Below are 14,590 nucleotides of genomic sequence, written 5' to 3'. Positions count from 1 at the left end.
CTCACTACGTTCGCTCACGGCTCGCTCCGCTCACCGTTCGCATCCCCGCGGTTCTCGCTCACTGCGTTCGCTCACGGCTCGCTTTGCTCGCCGTTCGCATCCCCGCGGTTCTCGCTCACTACGTTCGCTCCGAACCGCGTTCGCTCCGAACCGCGTTCGCTCCGAACCGCGCTCGCTCCGAACCGCGTTCGCTCCGAACCGCGCTCGTGTCGTGCGATCAGGTGTGCAGTGACTTGCAGTGGCTACTATTTGCAGATGCTTGGCAAACTGGAAATGCTGATGATTCAGCCCGCTGAGCTGCGGAGAGCGATCGAAAAGCGACTCCTCATTCTTTTCGTCACGATGAAATCGCATCTCTGTGCGCAGGCTCTCTCGCGGTTCAATACCATCAAAAATCCACCAGACCAGATCTTTGCTCCCCTATAGTAGTCGTTGAAACGATTTACTCACCGCTTGCACTCGAGCGGCCAGCACCGTTCGTGCTGGCCGCTGATTCGCGAGCGGGAGTGCAATGACTTTCAACGACTACTATAGCCACTCTGAATGAGCGCCGTTTCCGGTTCTCCACCGCCGTAAGGGCATCATCAATCGGTGACATTCAGTCGGCTGAGAGGAGCGCACCGGTCCCGAAGCGGATTCGCCACTCACTCCGTCGGCGCCTCGAGCAGTTCGAACAGCGGGTCGAAGTCGTCGGGCAACTGATCGCGAATTTTCTCGAGGTTCCCCGCCGGGACATCGTCGGCGACGACGGTCATAACCTGCTGGGCGTGGTAGTTGGCGTCCGAGCTATCGACGCCGTCGCGTTCGGCGACCCGGTCGAGAAACTCCTGATAGTCGAAGCGCTGACCGTGTTCGGCCTCGGTCAGATAGCGATCGATCTCCATCGGGAGGGGGCTGGCGAGATCCGTCGCTTCCCCCTCCTGTATCCGTTCGCCGAGGGTCGTCAGGACGGCCCGGGTCGTTCGGACCGCGTGACCGAACTGGCCGTACTCGAGTCTGTGCTGAACCTGTCCGATGAATTTCTTGTAGTTCATTACGGTAGTACTCCGTGATCTTCCGCGAGCGCTCGGCGTCTATGCCGATGAGACGGACGAGTGGAAGCGGCCGCGATCGCCTCGAATCGACCACCGCTGTCGAAGCGGTATCGGAAACGGCGAGCTCGCAACCGTTAAACTGCCTGTGACTGCTGCGCTTGAACGTACCCCGCCCAGCCAGATAAAGGTAGTCGAGTGTCCCATCGCCGTTCTCGCCGCTGACCGGATAGTATTTTCACGCTCGGGAAAGTACGAGCGGTCGATGTCTCGTCACCTGCTCGTTCCCGTCGACGGATCGCCGTTATCCAGGCAAGCGCTCGAGTTCGCCCTCGAGGAGTACGACAACGCGTCGATCGTCGCGTTTCACGTCCTCGATCCGACGGACCCGGGGTACAGTTCCGCGACCGAGATAGACGTTCGAAACGAACCGCGACACGGCTCCGACGAGTGGTATGAGCGAGCGAACGAGGAAGAAAAGCGCATCTTCGAGGACGCCCGCGAGTTGGCGGCCGACTCCGATGCGGATCTCGAGACGGAACGCACGGTCGGCGACCCCGCGCGCGAGATCGTCGACTACGCCGAGGTCCACGAGATCGATCAGATCGTCATGGGCAGTCACGGTCGAACCGGCGCGACCCGGCTGCTGCTCGGGAGCGTCGCCGAGTTGGTCGTCCGCCGCTCCCCGGTGCCCGTCACGGTGGTTCGCGACGAAACCGAACGGTGAACCGGCTCGTCGCAGGCACTATCGGACGACAGTCACCGGAACGGAAGCGCGCCTGACCACGTGTTCGGCGGTGCTGCCCATCCGCACTTCGGCGGGCCCGCCCCGACCACGGCTTCCCATGACGATCTGGTCGGTTTCGGTGTCCCCGACCGCGGCTACGATCGTCTGCGCCGGCGAGCCGACTGCCGTCTCGATTTCGATCGTCGCTGTTCCGCCTTCGACGCTCTCGCGTGCTTCAGCGAGGAGTTCGGTCGCTACGGCGCGCTGTTCGTCGAGCCATTCGTCGGTCAGCGGTGGATGCCGGTCGCCCTCGGCCTCGGGCGTCGGCTCGAACGGGTCGATCGCGTGGAACAGTACGATCCTGGCGTCCGGAACGGTCTCGAGTGCGTACTCGAGCGCGGCCTGTGCGTGGGACGATCCGTCGTGTGGAACGAGAATCGATCTGGACATCTCGTGTCAGCCTTGGCGGGGAACCAAGGTAAAGCTGCCAGTGAATACAGGTACCGCTGGTACGCCGTGACGCGAGAAGAGCAGTCCGCTCGCGCGGAGGAGGGGATCACGCTTCGGCGTCGGCAGTCGCTTCGGGAACGATCAGAACGGGGGTCGATGCCGTTCGCACGACGCGATCCGCCGTACTCCCGAGTAAGGGTGCTGCGATCCCTGACCGCCCGGACCGTCCGAGAACGATCAGTTCGATATCCCGCTCGTCGGCGTAGTCGACGATCGTTCGGGCGGGCCGTCCGCGACGGACGGCGCCGGTCATGTCGGCGTCGTGGTCGGCAGCGGTCGCGACGACTTCGTCGACGAGTCGCTCTTTGGCACGCTCGAGGTCGGACACGAGTGCGGCGTCAAACCGCATCGGATCCGCCGTGACGTCGACGACCGCGAGGACGTGGACGATCGCGTCGGTTCCGTCAGCGAGGGACAACGCGAGGTCGAGCGCCGCCGAAGCGGCATCGCTCCCGTCGATCGGGACGAGGATCGTTCGCGGGGTCCCGTCATTGTGTTCCGTCGCCATTGTATCAGTGCGTGTATCTGACGATGACGACGGGGATCGGTGATCGTCGGACGACGTTCGCTGCGACGGCATCAGAACGCCGTCCACCCGCCGTCGATCGGGATGTTCGCCCCGGTGATGTACGACGCCTCGTCGGAGGCGAGGAACGACGCCATGGGCGCGATCTCCTCGGGTTGGCCGTGGCGATCCATCGGCGTTCGCTGCTTGAGCAAGTTATAGAACCGTTCGGACTCGAGCAGGTCTTCCGTCATCGGTGTTTCGACGAACCCCGGACAGATGCTGTTGACGCGAACGCCGCTGTCGGCGTAGTCGACCGCGACCTGCTGGGTGAAGTTCACGACGCCCCCTTTCGCCGCCGAGTAGGACGCGGCACCCTTGCCGCCGACCAGTCCGTAGATTGACCCGAGGTTGATGATACAGCCGTCGGACTCCTCGAGGTGCGGTATCGCCGCTTTCGTGCCGTGCATGACGCCGTCGAGGTTTGTCTCGATCACCGCCTCCCACTCCTCGAGTTCCATTTCCTCGACCGACGTCTCGCTCCCGATGCCGGCGTTGTTCACGATGACGTCGAGTCGTCCGTACTCGTCGACTGTCTTCTCGACGAGCGCTTCAACCTGATCGTACTCGCGCACGTTACAGCGTTCGAACCGACAGTCGAGTTCGTCGGCCGTCGCCGCCCCGGTCTCCTCGTCGACGTCCGCGATGACGACGGTCGCGCCGTCGTCGACGAACCGCTCGGCGATCGCCTTGCCGATACCGACTGCTCCGCCGGTCACGATCGTGATTTTGTCCTCGAGCATTGGACCACTTCCTACAGTCAGTACCGACAAAGCGGTTTGTATCGGTCTAATAACCTGTCTTTCACGATTCCGGACCAGTCTAGTCTGATCCGTTGCGAGAGAGATGAAGACCGGGAGCGTCGCAGGGGGAGGCGCATGACCGCACAGATTACGTGCACCGTCGGAGGAAACGATGCGAGTTGCGTCGTGAACGTCCTGCAGGCGGAGGTGGGTGAGTGTGCAGCAGTGGTTCGTTGACGTCGCCGAGGGCATCGACGACGGAGACCCGGACTCTCTCCTGCGAGGAGTGCGGGCAGACTGCGCTGCCGCCCCGGACATCCGTCCCGAGTGCAGGACGCGGCGCTCGAGATGACCCTCCGGTGGTCCCATCGCGACCACGTGTAGCAGCGCAATAGTTGCGTTTGGGAACGATTCGAGGGCGTAGTCAAGCGCCGTTCCGCTCGTTCTGACCCATCGATCGAGGCGAGGACGTTCTTTTCGTTCCGTTGAAGTAGTTGTTCCATCCGATTTTCTGTCGCCCAGTTCCCAAACGCCGGGAACGATCGGGCTACTTCTGTTGATTGGGATAGTACTCTCTGATAGAGGAACGGGCCAATGTTTGACTACTACGACAAGGTCATCGCAGGCATCGCGGGAAGTATTCTGGGGGGAATGCTGCTCGGAATCGTGACTGCCCTTGGGATGACGACCGGTCTCTTCGTCGGGACGCTCGTCGCGACGCTGCTGGTGTACGACGCGATGTTCCGGAACCCGCCGCTGCCGGCGACGGATCCGCGAGTTGCGGCGTCGATTGTCGTCTGGCACGCGGTCCTGTTCGCCGCGGCGTTCGCCGCATACGTCGGGTAGGATGCCCGCCACAAGTCTCGAGACGGACGACCGCGCGATACTCGTGCCGAGCGGACCGAACCCGCTGAATTGCGGTAGGTGGCAGACGACTGTCACGGACCACCACGAGAACCATCGATTCCGTCTCGAGGACTGCCTGTCCATACGTGTAAACTATTCGAGTATAAACTATTTAGCCGGTTTCGACATTGGTACCAGTGCCCGATGTACGACACGATACTCGTTCCGACCGACGGGAGTGACCCGGCGAACCGCGCTGTCGAACACGCGATGGAACTGGCAGATAGGTACGAAGCCGACATCCACGCGCTCTATTGCGTCGAGACACACCGGTACGGCGAACCTGCACTGAGTAGCACCGAAATTGTCCTCGAGCGACTCGAGGAAGAGGGTGCGGCGATGCTTGCTGAACTCGCCGATCGAGCGGACAACGTCGGCATCGACTGGACCAGTACCGTCTGCCACGGTCTGCCCTGGGAAGAGATCCACGAAAAAGCCGACGAGGTCGACGCCGACCTGATCGTGCTCGGCTATCAGGGGCAGAGCCACCAGCGCAGCAGCAAGATCGGGAGCGTCGCCGAACGGGTCGTTCGACACGCCGATCGGCCGGTGTTGACCGCCTAATGTCTCCCACGGCCGCGGCTGTGGGATTTCCCGCTGCGACTGCTGTGATCGAGCGACCCGGATCGGGTGGGGTTGCACCGGCGAAGTCCCGTTACGACCGCGCTCGCGTTCTCGTCTAGATTCACGATCGATCCCCGAATTTCGAGTCACACAGATCGTCTGGGATGTCTCGAGTACTCGGTCTCCGTGAGTTCGATGCCTCCGACAGTGACGGAACTGGTCGCTCGAGTGACTCTTTCGGTCAGCGGACGGTATATCGATTCGAGTCGCGTTACCCGCAGCGTAGGCCCCCCCGAAATCCGGGTCAGTGACCGTGGTCATCGCGCTCGTCTCCGGTTGGCGCCGAGCGCGTCCCGTTCCGTCAGTCAGTCAGTCCGGTATACGGATCGAATCCGCCGATGTACACGGCCCATAATAGCAATTATGTGAATATTACCAGACGTTTTCGATCGTCTCGGCGCCCATTCGACATTACCCACCGTATATCGGGAATCAGCCACTAATTTTACAATTGTATTGCCGTAAACGATTTCGTCGGTACTATCTCATTTTGGCAGTAACAAGTAGCCTACAAATAGTATTGTTTACACTACGGACTCGTGTTTGCTGCCGGAACGATAGAGCCCGCTTACGGCGACCGGCCGAACGTCCGCGAACCGGTATCGGTCCGGCAATTCCAGCGAGAGACGTGAACGGATCGCCACCGGACGAATACTGGCCCACGAAGTTATTGATCAGGGGGTGGAGAGAGGACGTATGACGTTCGTCGTCCCATTCGATGGATCGAATCTCGCCGAAGCCGCCCTCGTCAGGGCCGTCGAGTACGGTACCGCCCTCCAGGAAGACGTCGCGGCCGTGACCGTCGTCCCGGAACGAAAGGGATACGCACGCCAGAAGGGGTGGATCGAGGAGGGCGAAGCGTACGATGTCGAGGCAGTCGTCGAGTCCCTTCGAGAACGGGTTCGGAGCCTCGCGCCGGACGCCTCGTTCGAATACGAGCGCATTCGGGAGTTCCCGCCGGAAGCGCAACTCGCCGAACACGTCGAACGACTGGCCAGAGCGCACGATCCGAGCGTCGTCTTCCTCGGCAGTGAGAACGTCGGCCGCGTCGTGACCCCCTTGACGAGCGTCGGCGTTCACGTCGCCGCCGAAGAGACATACGACGTCTTTATCGTCCGACACGCCGGACCACCCAAGGTCGACACAGTCGAACCCCACGCCGACTTCTACCGAGCTGACGACGCGAACGGAGGGTGAGAGACGGCATGCCGAAATCGGAACCGTTCGAACGGCACGCGGACCGATACGACGACTGGTTCGAGGCGAATCCTGACGCCTATCGATCCGAAGTCGAAGCGCTTCGGCGGCTGCTCCCGGAGCCGGGATTCGGCGTCGAGATTGGCGTCGGTAGCGGCCGGTTCGCATCACCCCTCGGAATGCAGGTCGGTGTCGACCCCGCCAGCGAGATGTTGGCCCACGCTCGCGATCGCGGTATCGATGTCGTCAAAGGCGTCGCCGAAGCGCTCCCGTTTCCGGCTGACACGTTCGACACCGCGCTGATCGTGACGACGATCTGCTTCGTCGACGACATCTCCCGGACGATAACCGAAGCCCGGCGGGTGCTCCGTCCCGACGGCTCGCTCGTCATCGGATACATCGACGAAGACAGTCCCGTCGGACGACGCTACCGCGAGGAAAAGGACGACAACCCGTTCTATCGGGACGCGGAGTTCGTCTCGACGGACGAACTCGTCGACAAACTCGAGGGCGCGGGGTTCTCCGACTTCGAGTTCGTCCAGACGATCTACCAGTGGCCAACGGAAATCAACGGCCTCGAACCGATCGACGAGGGCTACGGCGAGGGCTCGTTCGTCGGAATCGAAGCGGTTCGATAGCGGGGAACTGCTCCACCGTTCTCGTTCGACGCTGGCCAGTTCGTTCCGGGATCGTTCGGACGGGAGCAGGTGGACCGAACTCCTGCTCGTGCGACTCCGCAGTGTCGGGCGATCGGACGGTGCGGTACTCGCCTGCGCTCGGCGGGCCGTCGTCACTCGGTGTCCTCTGGGGTGGTGTCGACGCCGACCGCTTCGTTGATCGGGCATTTCTGGGTCGTTCCGGTCACGAGGAGCACGGCGGCAACGACGAGCGCAATCACTCCGGTAACGGCGCCGATGGCCCAGTACCCGGTAAGTGCCGCAATGCCTGCGATCGTTAGCACTAGTCCGATGACGATACGGCCAGTACGGTCGATTCCGCCGACGTTCTTGTCCATACAGTGAATAGTAACACGACCGCCACGCATGAATATTGTTGTCTATTCCCACGCACCAGGAAAACCGTCCGCAGGGTTCTCTCGACACCGAGATCCGGTTCGTGAGACCGGTCGCGGACAGGTGTTCCTCCCTGACAAAAACGGGGTCGGCCGCGTCACCGCTCGGCCGAGCGAACGGTCAGAACGGGCATTGACGCGGTTCGACGGACGCGCTCGGCGACGCTACCCGGACCCAGCCGATTGACACCGCGACGTCCGTGTGTTCCGATCGCGACGAGAATCGCGTTCGCGTCGTCAGCGGACGATCGACTCTCGTCACGGATGCGCCGACGGCGACTTCGATTTCGCCGCCATCACGGTTCTCATCTGGTACGACAACGAGTACGGCTTCTCGACGCAGATGCTCGATCTCGCACGGTACGTCGCGTCCGCAACCGAGTCCATCGGTATCGATCCGTCGCTCGCGTGCTGAGACTACCGACCGGATGTCTCCCCACGGCGGTGTAACGTCGACAGGACGAGGACCGTCACGGTTCCGTGACGGTGACGGCGACGGGCGAGAAGATATTTCGGGGTCGCTGTGGAACGACTGCGGACACGCGATGGCCATGCTAACGACCGGCGCGTTGCTCGTCTTTCTGATTATCGCTGCCGCGCTCGTGCTGTTCGTTACCGAGCCGGTTCCCATCGACGTCACCGCCATCGGGATCATGGTTTGCCTGATGATACTCGGTCCGTGGACCGGCGTCTCCCCGAGCGACGGCGTCGCCGGATTCTCGAACCCCGCGACGATCACGATTCTCTCGATGATGATCCTGAGCGAGGGCGTCCGGCGAACCGGTCTCATTCAACGTCTCGAGACGACCGTCGCGGCCTACACCGGCACGAACGAACGCAAGCAGCTCGCGGCGACCGTCGGGATCGTCGGTCCCCTGTCAGGACTGATCAACAACACGGCGGCGGTCGCCGTGTTAGTGCCGATGGTGAACGATCTGGCTCACGAGAACGGGACCTCCCCGTCGAAGCTCCTCTTGCCGCTGTCGTACGCGTCGATGTTCGGTGGTATGCTCACCCTCATCGGAACGTCCACGAATCTGGTCGCGAGTAGCCTCTCGGCGGAGTACCTCGGTCGCCCCTTCTCGATGTTCGAGTTTACCAAACTCGGCGTCGTCGTCTTCCTGGTCGGGGCGGCGTACTTGCTCACGGTCGGCTACTGGCTCGCGCCATCGCACGTCACGCCGCGAAGCGAGCGAGCGACGACGGCGCGGGAGGAGTATCTCACGGAACTCGTCGTTCGCCAGGACTCGCCCGCGGTCGGACTAACTATCCGAGAAGCCCTCGAGGAGGTCGATCACGAGGCCGACGTCACCCAACTCATTCGAGACGGCCGGTACGTCTCCAATCCGCCGCTGTCGACGGAGATCCAGAGTGACGACGTCTACACCGTTCGGCTCACCAACGGCGGGCTGCAGACGCTGATCAACATCGAGGGGATCGATCTCGTCCCCGGCGTGACGACCGAAGCCGACCTCGACTCGCTCGCGCCGGAACAGACGCTCGTCGAGATCGTCCTCACGGCGGGGTCGAACCTGATCGGCGAGACGATCGAGTCGGCCCGCTTTTCCGACGCCTATCACGCTCGCGTGCTCGCCGTTCGACGCGGCGGCAGGATCACCCACGAACGGCTCTCCGAGTTTACCTTTCGACCCGGTGACGCGCTCCTGATCGAGTCCGAGGCGGAGACGGTCGACCGCCTCGCCGACGATCCGAACGTCATCGTCGCCGGCGATCTCGACCTCCAGCAGTTCCGGAGTTCGAAGCTGCCAGTCGCCATCGGCGTCGTCCTCGTTGTCGTGGGTCTGGCCGCGGTCGGCCTGCTCCCGATTATGGTCGCCGCCCTGGCCGGCGTCGTCACGATGCTCGCCGCGGGCGTCATCAAACCCGCCGAGGCGTACGAGGCCGTCCAGTGGGACATCATTTTCCTGCTCGCCGGCGTCATCCCACTGGGAAACGCGATGGCTGAAACGGGCGGCGCGGACATTCTCGGCGCGCTCGTCGTCTCGAGTGCGGACGTCCTGCCGGCGGTCGGCGTTCTCGGCCTGTTCTACCTGCTGACAGCACTGATGACCAACGTCGTCAGCAACCAGGCGAGCGTCGTGTTGCTCGTCCCGGTAGCGGTCGACGTCGCCGGGCGGTTGGGCGCCAACGCCTTCGCGTTCGTCCTCGCGGTGACGTTCGCCGCCAGCACCGCGTTTATGACGCCGGTCGGCTACCAGACCAACCTCTTCGTCTACGGACCGGGAAAGTACCAGTTCAGCGACTTCATCCGCGTGGGTGGACCGCTCCAGCTCTTGCTCGTCGTCGTGACGACGGGAGGTATCGTCTTCTTCTGGGGCCTCTGATCGGTCGAGGGCTGTGTCATCCGCTCGCTCCTCGAGACAGCCGATACCACGTACACCCCGTTACAGTACGCCGGTGCAACAAATTCGTACACCTCTGCCAGCGTTTCGAACCGTCGACGACCTCGATACCGGCCAGCGGCTGCTGGTGCGTATCGACGTGAACGCGCCCGTCGAAGCGAGTGCCGGCCGAGACGACCGCCGGTTCGACCGCCACGCCGAGACGATCCGAGAGCAACTCGACGATGACCACGCGCTCGACGGCCTCGAGGTTCAGCCGGCCGACCCCGAGAGCTATAGTAACAACTGCAACTAGTTACACACTGATCGCACAGTCCGCGGTTCTCGCCTTTCAGGCTCCGAACCGCGCTGCTGTCGTGCGATCAGGTGTGCAGTGACTTGCAGTGGCTACTATACGTCGGTCGGTTCGTCTCGGACCTCGGCGTCTCGGAGGGGATCGATCGTCGCGCTCGCGAACTCCTCCGGGTCGCCAAGGACGAAGAAGTTCACGTCGGCAAGAGTCCGGTCGGACTCGCCGCCGCGGCCGTCTACGCGGCGACGCTCGAGGCCGACGAAGACGTTACCCAATCGGACGTGAGCGACGTGGCCGACATCAGTGAGGTCACCATCCGGAACCGGTACCAGGAACTGCTCGAGGCCGACGAACGCTCGGGTGCGGAACGGTAGTGACGGGACCGCACTCGTCGATATGGCGGTATCCGACACGTAAATGAGGTGTTCACCTCATTTCGCCGGGATAGTCGCCGCTCGATTCGATCTCCTGAATCTCCGTTGGCGAGAAGTATCGGACGATGTGAACGTCGTACTCGGCGTCTTTGGCGACGTTACCCGCGACGCTCGTGACCGGTGTGACGATCTGGCCCGCGTTGTCGCTTCCGAGGAAAACGACAGACGGAACCTCCTCGTCGGCGACTCGCTGGATCTCGGTCGAGATACGTTCGGGACTCGACGTAGGTGATCGTTCGTATCGGAACGACGCTTCGGGAGCGATGTTGACGACCTGTTTGTGGACGAAACTCGCGACGGTCTGAACGTCGAACGCTTCGTCCGCTTCCACCCAGTTCTTGTCTCTGGAGTAGCCCTCGTCGTCTTCAGGGATGACAGTAACCGCGACGATGTCCGCATCGAGCGCCGCGGCGTACTCTGTCGCGCGGGCTAGCGCTGCGTCCGCGAGATACGAGCCGTCGTAGGGGACGAGAAACGTCACGTCGACCCCCGCGTCTGGACGTCGGTCTTTGTTCCCTCGAGAGCGGTCGGTTCCGCCTTGGGTAAGGTGACCGTGAGGACGCCGTTCTCGCACGTCGCCTCGACGGCGTCTTCGTCGACCGGTTCCGAGAGTCGGACGGACCGGTGCATGGCCCGTCGCGCGCGTTCGCTCTGCAGGTAGTGCTCGTCCGCATCGTGCTCCGCTCGTTCGTGCTCGGCGGTACTGTGTAACGTGTCGCCCGAGAGCCGAAGGTTGATATCGTCGCTTTCGAGTCCCGGCAGGTCGGCCGACACGACGAACTCGTCGCCGCGATCGGCAATATCGACGTCGAGTCGGGAGGTGGCGATACCTGTTTTCGGAACGTCGAGCTGTTCCCCGTCCCACACGTCTCCCATCGCTTCGAACTGTCGTTGGAGATTCTCGAACTGTCGCTCGAGACTCCTGAACGGATTTCGTTCCATGCTGCTACTCTGGGTGGGAAACCGCCCCGCCTTTCGACTCCGACGAACCCGTATATAAAGGTTTCACAGCCTCCGCTGCGAGTCGACGGTGTCGTTGTCCGCCAAGCAGCGCGTATCACTGGTCCGATGAACGGTTGCCGAACGGTAACAGGTACAGCGGTTCGAGCGGCGCCGGCAGGTCGAGCGCGTCGGTGACGTCGTCGTCCACGAACGCCCCGACGGGACAGCTCCCGAGCCCGCGGGACTCGCCGACGAGGTGGACGTTCTCCGCGACGTGTCCGGCTTCCATGTGGACGTACCGGTCGCCGTGTTCCGGATACTGCCCGCGCGTTCGATCGTAGTCCGCGGTCAGGACGATCGTCGCCGGTGCATCCCGAACCACCTCCTGGCCCATGGCCGCCCGCACGAGGTCGTCGTAGACTGCACGTTCCCGTTCCAGTTCGAGGGCGTGATCCCCAGGCTGATATCGATACAGGCCTGCCTCCAGTTCGTCAACCCCGGTCGCCGAACTCGCGAGGAAGACGACGAGCGGATACGTCGCCCCGGCGCTCGGGGCGGCTCGCATTTCGACCCCGTCGCGCTGGTGTGTGACCCCCTGTGCGGCCCACAGTAACTGTGCCACGTCCTCGAGTTCGACCGGGGTTCGAGCGAACGACCGACGACTTTCCCTGGTCGCGATCGCTCGCTCGACGCTCGTCGAACCGGCCGTTTCGGGCTCCGAGAGTTCGATCGGATCCATAGCCTCCGTACTTCGGCGGCACAGAAAATGCCCTCCCTTCGGCGCCGAAGCGTCGTTACCCCCGCCCCTTTGTCTTTTTGTCTTGGGGATAGAACGAACGCTATGGTCGTCGAACACGGCTCGCGCGTCAAGATCGCGTTCACTGCGACGTACCCCGACGGCGAACGCTTCGATACCTCCTCTCGAGAAGTGGCGGCCGAACACGGCGTCGACGCCGACAAGCGGTTCCGACCGGTCGTGCTGGAGATCGGTGCGGAGCCGGGGATCGAGTCGCTCTAAAAGGGGCTGCTCGGCAGCGAAGAGGGCGAGCGCGAGACCGTCGACGTGCCACACGAAGACCTTCAGCTCATCTACGATCGGTCCGAGTTCGAATCGATGGTCGAAGAGTCGGCCGAAGTCGGCGCGGAGATCCACGCAAAGACAGGGCTGCTGGGCGAGGTCGTCGCCGTCGATGAGGAATCGGTGACGGTGGACTTCGACCCGGAGCGTGCAGGGCAGACGCTGACCTTCGAGGTCGAGGTGCTCGAGATCGAGTAGGTGGCGGGCCCGTTCCGGATTCCGACCGAGGCGCTTTCAGTAGCGCGGACCCGGGAGCCTGCCGTCAACGGCGACGTAATCGCATTCGCCCGCACACTCCTCCTTGCGGGGCGTCTCGCCGAGTACCTGCTCGGACTTGGCCCCGCTCCGGAAGACGGTGATTCCCTTGACCTCGAGTTCCCGTGCGGTGAGGAAGACATCTTTTACGTCCTCGACGGACGCCGATTGGGGCAGGTTTATCGTTTTGCTCACCGCGTTGTCGACGTGCTCCTGGAACGCCGCCTGGATACGAAGGTGGCCGTCTGCGGGCACGTCGTGGGCCGTGTGAAACAGCGGCTTCACGTCGTCGGGAACCGCCGCGACGTTCTGGATCGTGGTCCGATCGCAGAGGTCGCTCATGAGCTCCTCGGCATAGAACCCGCGCTCTTTCGCGAGCTCGACGAACCGGTCGTTGACAATCTCGAGTCCCCCCATCACCTGCTTCGTGTAGGCCACGTTGTAGATCGGTTCGATACTGGCCGAGCACCCCGCGATGAGCGAAATCGTCCCCGTGGGGGCGATCGTGGTGGTCGTGGCGTTGCGGGCCGGCTCCTCGAGGATGGAGTCCTCCCACTCGGGGAACGGTCCGCGCTCGTCGGCCAATCGTTCGGAGGCGCCCCGTGATTCGTCGCGGATGAACGCCATCAGCTCGCCCGCGAACTCGACGGACTCCCGGGAGTAGTAGGGGATCTCGAGATCGACGAGCATGTCGTGAAAGCCCATCACACCGAGTCCCACCTTGCGGGTCTCGGCCATCCGCTCCTCGATCTCGGGGACCGGGAACTCGGACTGCTCGATCGCGTTGTCCAGAAATCGGACGCCGAGGCGAGCGGTCTCGCGGAGTTTCTCCCAGTCGACCTCGCCGCCGTCAGTGTGGCCGGCGAGGTTGATCGAGCCGAGAACGCAGGCCTCGTAGGGACGCAGCGGAACCTCTCCACAAGGATTCGTCGCCTCGAGACGACCGAGGTGAGGCGTCGGATTGTGCTCGTTGATCGTCTCGAGAAAGAGCAGTCCGGGATCGCCGGTCTCCCAGGCCGTTTCGGCGATCAAGTCGAGGACATCGTCGGGATCCGCCTGTCCCACAACCTCGTCCGTCCGCGGGTTGACGAGATCGTACGGCTCGCCCTCGTCGTGGGCCTCCCAAAACGTCGCGTCCGTCGCCACCGAGAGGTTGAAGTTCCGGAAGGCATCCGTCCCTTCCTTGGCGGTGACGAACGGTTCGACGTCGGGATGGGTCGCGTCGAGGATTCCCATGTTCGCGCCGCGTCGCCGACCACCTTGCTTGATCTGTTCGGTGGCCGCGTCGAAAATTTGCATGAAGCTCACCGGTCCCGACGCCACGCCGCTCGTCTTCTTGACGACATCTCCCTCGGGCCGGAGATTCGAGAACGAGAACCCGGTGCCGCCGCCGCTCTGGTGGACGAGCGCGGCCTGTTTGAGCGCGGTGAAGATCGACTCCAGCGAGTCTTCGACGGGCAGGACGAAGCAGGCGGCGAGTTGCCCGAGTTCCGTCCCGGCGTTCATGAGCGTCGGAGAGTTCGGAAGGAACTCGAGGGCCGTCATCGCTTCGTAGAACTCCTGTTCGGTCGCTTCGACATCCCCGCCGAACTGTCCCTCGGCCCGTGCGAGCGTTTCCGCCACGCGACGGAACAGTTCTGCCGGCGTCTCGACGACGTTCCCGTTCTCGTCCCGCCGGAGGTATCGTCGGCGGAGAACCGTCTTGGCGACGGTGTCGAGCGATTCCATAGGTTTCCTTCGGCGTGCAAATACAAAGAAATGTCCTCCCCGGTTTCCGGTTGCCGTCCGACGTTCTGCCGTGCATTACGTCGTCCTTCGTTTGATTCGGACACCGGGGACAGTCACGATCGG

The 14,590-nt window shown here is 63.0% G+C and carries 19 protein-coding genes and 2 pseudogenes; 11 read left to right on the top strand and 10 right to left on the bottom strand.

What is annotated here, in order from left to right:
- Positions 1–644 precede the first annotated feature (644 nt).
- Positions 645–1,034: a DUF2267 domain-containing protein gene (locus tag ACEWFR_RS12190; RefSeq protein WP_098728015.1), complete on the bottom strand. Its 390-nt coding sequence runs from the start codon at positions 1,032–1,034 to the stop codon at positions 645–647.
- Between the two features lie 262 nt (positions 1,035–1,296).
- On the opposite strand from ACEWFR_RS12190, the gene ACEWFR_RS12185 reads away from it, so the two are divergent.
- A complete protein-coding gene (locus ACEWFR_RS12185; RefSeq protein WP_374061280.1) occupies positions 1,297–1,758 on the top strand; it encodes a universal stress protein in 462 nt (153 codons plus the stop codon).
- A gap of 18 nt (positions 1,759–1,776) precedes the next feature.
- On the opposite strand, the gene ACEWFR_RS12180 is transcribed toward ACEWFR_RS12185, so the two are convergent.
- The 3 genes from ACEWFR_RS12180 to ACEWFR_RS12170 all read right to left on the bottom strand — a co-directional run bounded on the left by ACEWFR_RS12180 (position 1,777) and on the right by ACEWFR_RS12170 (position 3,576).
- A complete protein-coding gene (locus ACEWFR_RS12180) occupies positions 1,777–2,208 on the bottom strand; it encodes a universal stress protein (RefSeq protein ID WP_374061279.1) in 432 nt (143 codons plus the stop codon).
- Positions 2,209–2,314: 106 nt separating this feature from the next.
- Positions 2,315–2,776 carry a universal stress protein gene (locus ACEWFR_RS12175; protein WP_374061278.1) on the bottom strand — a complete coding sequence of 154 codons (462 nt, stop codon included), beginning with the start codon at positions 2,774–2,776 and terminating at the stop codon, positions 2,315–2,317.
- Positions 2,777–2,847: 71 nt separating this feature from the next.
- The gene (locus ACEWFR_RS12170) at positions 2,848–3,576 is read right to left on the bottom strand and encodes an SDR family NAD(P)-dependent oxidoreductase (protein WP_098728012.1); all 729 of its coding nucleotides are present in this window, start codon (positions 3,574–3,576) and stop codon (positions 2,848–2,850) included.
- A gap of 594 nt (positions 3,577–4,170) precedes the next feature.
- Here ACEWFR_RS12170 and ACEWFR_RS12165 point away from each other — a divergent pair.
- The 4 genes from ACEWFR_RS12165 to ACEWFR_RS12150 all read left to right on the top strand — a co-directional run bounded on the left by ACEWFR_RS12165 (position 4,171) and on the right by ACEWFR_RS12150 (position 6,941).
- A complete protein-coding gene (locus ACEWFR_RS12165) occupies positions 4,171–4,422 on the top strand; it encodes a hypothetical protein (RefSeq protein ID WP_374061277.1) in 252 nt (83 codons plus the stop codon).
- Between the two features lie 204 nt (positions 4,423–4,626).
- Positions 4,627–5,046, top strand: a complete 420-nt coding sequence (locus tag ACEWFR_RS12160) for a universal stress protein (protein ID WP_374061276.1) — start codon at positions 4,627–4,629, stop codon at positions 5,044–5,046.
- A gap of 756 nt (positions 5,047–5,802) precedes the next feature.
- The gene (locus tag ACEWFR_RS12155; RefSeq protein ID WP_374061275.1) at positions 5,803–6,303 is read left to right on the top strand and encodes a universal stress protein; all 501 of its coding nucleotides are present in this window, start codon (positions 5,803–5,805) and stop codon (positions 6,301–6,303) included.
- 8 nt (positions 6,304–6,311) lie between these two features.
- Positions 6,312–6,941 carry a class I SAM-dependent methyltransferase gene (locus ACEWFR_RS12150; RefSeq protein WP_374061274.1) on the top strand — a complete coding sequence of 210 codons (630 nt, stop codon included), beginning with the start codon at positions 6,312–6,314 and terminating at the stop codon, positions 6,939–6,941.
- Between the two features lie 152 nt (positions 6,942–7,093).
- Here ACEWFR_RS12150 and ACEWFR_RS12145 read toward each other — a convergent pair whose 3' ends face one another.
- On the bottom strand, positions 7,094–7,318 hold the full coding sequence (locus ACEWFR_RS12145; RefSeq protein ID WP_374061273.1) for a DUF2892 domain-containing protein: 225 nt from the start codon (positions 7,316–7,318) through the stop codon (positions 7,094–7,096).
- Between the two features lie 155 nt (positions 7,319–7,473).
- Positions 7,474–7,587 (bottom strand): universal stress protein, encoded by a 114-nt coding sequence (locus tag ACEWFR_RS12140; RefSeq protein ID WP_374061351.1) that lies wholly within the window; start codon positions 7,585–7,587, stop codon positions 7,474–7,476.
- Between ACEWFR_RS12140 and ACEWFR_RS12135 the strand changes: the two genes are divergently transcribed.
- From ACEWFR_RS12135 to ACEWFR_RS12120, 4 genes and pseudogenes are all read left to right on the top strand, one after another.
- Complete coding sequence (locus ACEWFR_RS12135; RefSeq protein WP_374061272.1) at positions 7,578–7,790, top strand: hypothetical protein; 213 nt, start codon at positions 7,578–7,580, stop codon at positions 7,788–7,790. The genes ACEWFR_RS12140 and ACEWFR_RS12135 overlap by 10 nt on opposite strands.
- A gap of 130 nt (positions 7,791–7,920) precedes the next feature.
- On the top strand, positions 7,921–9,720 hold the full coding sequence (locus ACEWFR_RS12130) for an SLC13 family permease (protein ID WP_374061271.1): 1,800 nt from the start codon (positions 7,921–7,923) through the stop codon (positions 9,718–9,720).
- Between the two features lie 94 nt (positions 9,721–9,814).
- A pseudogene (pgk, locus tag ACEWFR_RS12125) lies at positions 9,815–9,976 on the top strand (phosphoglycerate kinase); the annotation flags it as partial.
- Between the two features lie 155 nt (positions 9,977–10,131).
- Positions 10,132–10,404, top strand: a pseudogene (locus ACEWFR_RS12120) (transcription initiation factor IIB 2); the annotation flags it as partial.
- A gap of 52 nt (positions 10,405–10,456) precedes the next feature.
- Here the strand turns inward: ACEWFR_RS12120 and ACEWFR_RS12115 are convergent.
- The 3 genes from ACEWFR_RS12115 to ACEWFR_RS12105 form a co-directional block, all read right to left on the bottom strand.
- A complete protein-coding gene (locus ACEWFR_RS12115; protein ID WP_374061270.1) occupies positions 10,457–10,945 on the bottom strand; it encodes a universal stress protein in 489 nt (162 codons plus the stop codon).
- Positions 10,942–11,406, bottom strand: coding sequence for an Hsp20/alpha crystallin family protein (locus ACEWFR_RS12110; protein ID WP_374061269.1), 465 nt, complete (start codon positions 11,404–11,406; stop codon positions 10,942–10,944). Before ACEWFR_RS12110 ends, ACEWFR_RS12115 begins: the two co-directional genes overlap by 4 nt.
- Positions 11,407–11,521: 115 nt before the next feature.
- Positions 11,522–12,145: a SagB/ThcOx family dehydrogenase gene (locus tag ACEWFR_RS12105; RefSeq protein WP_374061268.1), complete on the bottom strand. Its 624-nt coding sequence runs from the start codon at positions 12,143–12,145 to the stop codon at positions 11,522–11,524.
- A gap of 102 nt (positions 12,146–12,247) precedes the next feature.
- Between ACEWFR_RS12105 and ACEWFR_RS12100 the strand changes: the two genes are divergently transcribed.
- Both ACEWFR_RS12100 and ACEWFR_RS12095 read left to right on the top strand, forming a co-directional pair.
- The gene (locus tag ACEWFR_RS12100) at positions 12,248–12,424 is read left to right on the top strand and encodes a hypothetical protein (protein ID WP_374061267.1); all 177 of its coding nucleotides are present in this window, start codon (positions 12,248–12,250) and stop codon (positions 12,422–12,424) included.
- 45 nt (positions 12,425–12,469) lie between these two features.
- Positions 12,470–12,682 (top strand): hypothetical protein, encoded by a 213-nt coding sequence (locus ACEWFR_RS12095; protein WP_374061266.1) that lies wholly within the window; start codon positions 12,470–12,472, stop codon positions 12,680–12,682.
- 36 nt (positions 12,683–12,718) lie between these two features.
- On the opposite strand, the gene ACEWFR_RS12090 is transcribed toward ACEWFR_RS12095, so the two are convergent.
- Positions 12,719–14,467 carry an adenosylcobalamin-dependent ribonucleoside-diphosphate reductase gene (locus ACEWFR_RS12090; RefSeq protein WP_374061265.1) on the bottom strand — a complete coding sequence of 583 codons (1,749 nt, stop codon included), beginning with the start codon at positions 14,465–14,467 and terminating at the stop codon, positions 12,719–12,721.
- Positions 14,468–14,590 lie beyond the last annotated feature (123 nt).

This window comes from Natrinema sp. H-ect4, from assembly GCF_041894845.1.
Lineage (GTDB): Archaea > Halobacteriota > Halobacteria > Halobacteriales > Natrialbaceae > Natrinema.
Note: the sequence above shows the minus strand (reverse complement) of the source record. Positions and strands in the feature narration are given on the sequence as shown.

Bases quoted from the DNA above. Each gene is read 5' to 3' on its own strand.
- ACEWFR_RS12190 (WP_098728015.1), bottom strand. From the start codon at position 1,034: ATGAACTACAAGAAATTCATCGGACAGGTTCAGCACAGACTCGAGTAC.
- ACEWFR_RS12185 (WP_374061280.1), top strand. From the start codon at position 1,297: ATGTCTCGTCACCTGCTCGTTCCCGTCGACGGATCGCCGTTATCCAGG.
- ACEWFR_RS12180 (WP_374061279.1), bottom strand. From the start codon at position 2,208: ATGTCCAGATCGATTCTCGTTCCACACGACGGATCGTCCCACGCACAG.
- ACEWFR_RS12175 (WP_374061278.1), bottom strand. From the start codon at position 2,776: ATGGCGACGGAACACAATGACGGGACCCCGCGAACGATCCTCGTCCCG.
- ACEWFR_RS12170 (WP_098728012.1), bottom strand. From the start codon at position 3,576: ATGCTCGAGGACAAAATCACGATCGTGACCGGCGGAGCAGTCGGTATC.
- ACEWFR_RS12165 (WP_374061277.1), top strand. From the start codon at position 4,171: ATGTTTGACTACTACGACAAGGTCATCGCAGGCATCGCGGGAAGTATT.
- ACEWFR_RS12160 (WP_374061276.1), top strand. From the start codon at position 4,627: ATGTACGACACGATACTCGTTCCGACCGACGGGAGTGACCCGGCGAAC.
- ACEWFR_RS12155 (WP_374061275.1), top strand. From the start codon at position 5,803: ATGACGTTCGTCGTCCCATTCGATGGATCGAATCTCGCCGAAGCCGCC.
- ACEWFR_RS12150 (WP_374061274.1), top strand. From the start codon at position 6,312: ATGCCGAAATCGGAACCGTTCGAACGGCACGCGGACCGATACGACGAC.
- ACEWFR_RS12145 (WP_374061273.1), bottom strand. From the start codon at position 7,318: ATGGACAAGAACGTCGGCGGAATCGACCGTACTGGCCGTATCGTCATC.
- ACEWFR_RS12130 (WP_374061271.1), top strand. From the start codon at position 7,921: ATGGCCATGCTAACGACCGGCGCGTTGCTCGTCTTTCTGATTATCGCT.
- ACEWFR_RS12110 (WP_374061269.1), bottom strand. From the start codon at position 11,406: ATGGAACGAAATCCGTTCAGGAGTCTCGAGCGACAGTTCGAGAATCTC.
- ACEWFR_RS12105 (WP_374061268.1), bottom strand. From the start codon at position 12,145: ATGGATCCGATCGAACTCTCGGAGCCCGAAACGGCCGGTTCGACGAGC.
- ACEWFR_RS12100 (WP_374061267.1), top strand. From the start codon at position 12,248: ATGGTCGTCGAACACGGCTCGCGCGTCAAGATCGCGTTCACTGCGACG.
- ACEWFR_RS12090 (WP_374061265.1), bottom strand. From the start codon at position 14,467: ATGGAATCGCTCGACACCGTCGCCAAGACGGTTCTCCGCCGACGATAC.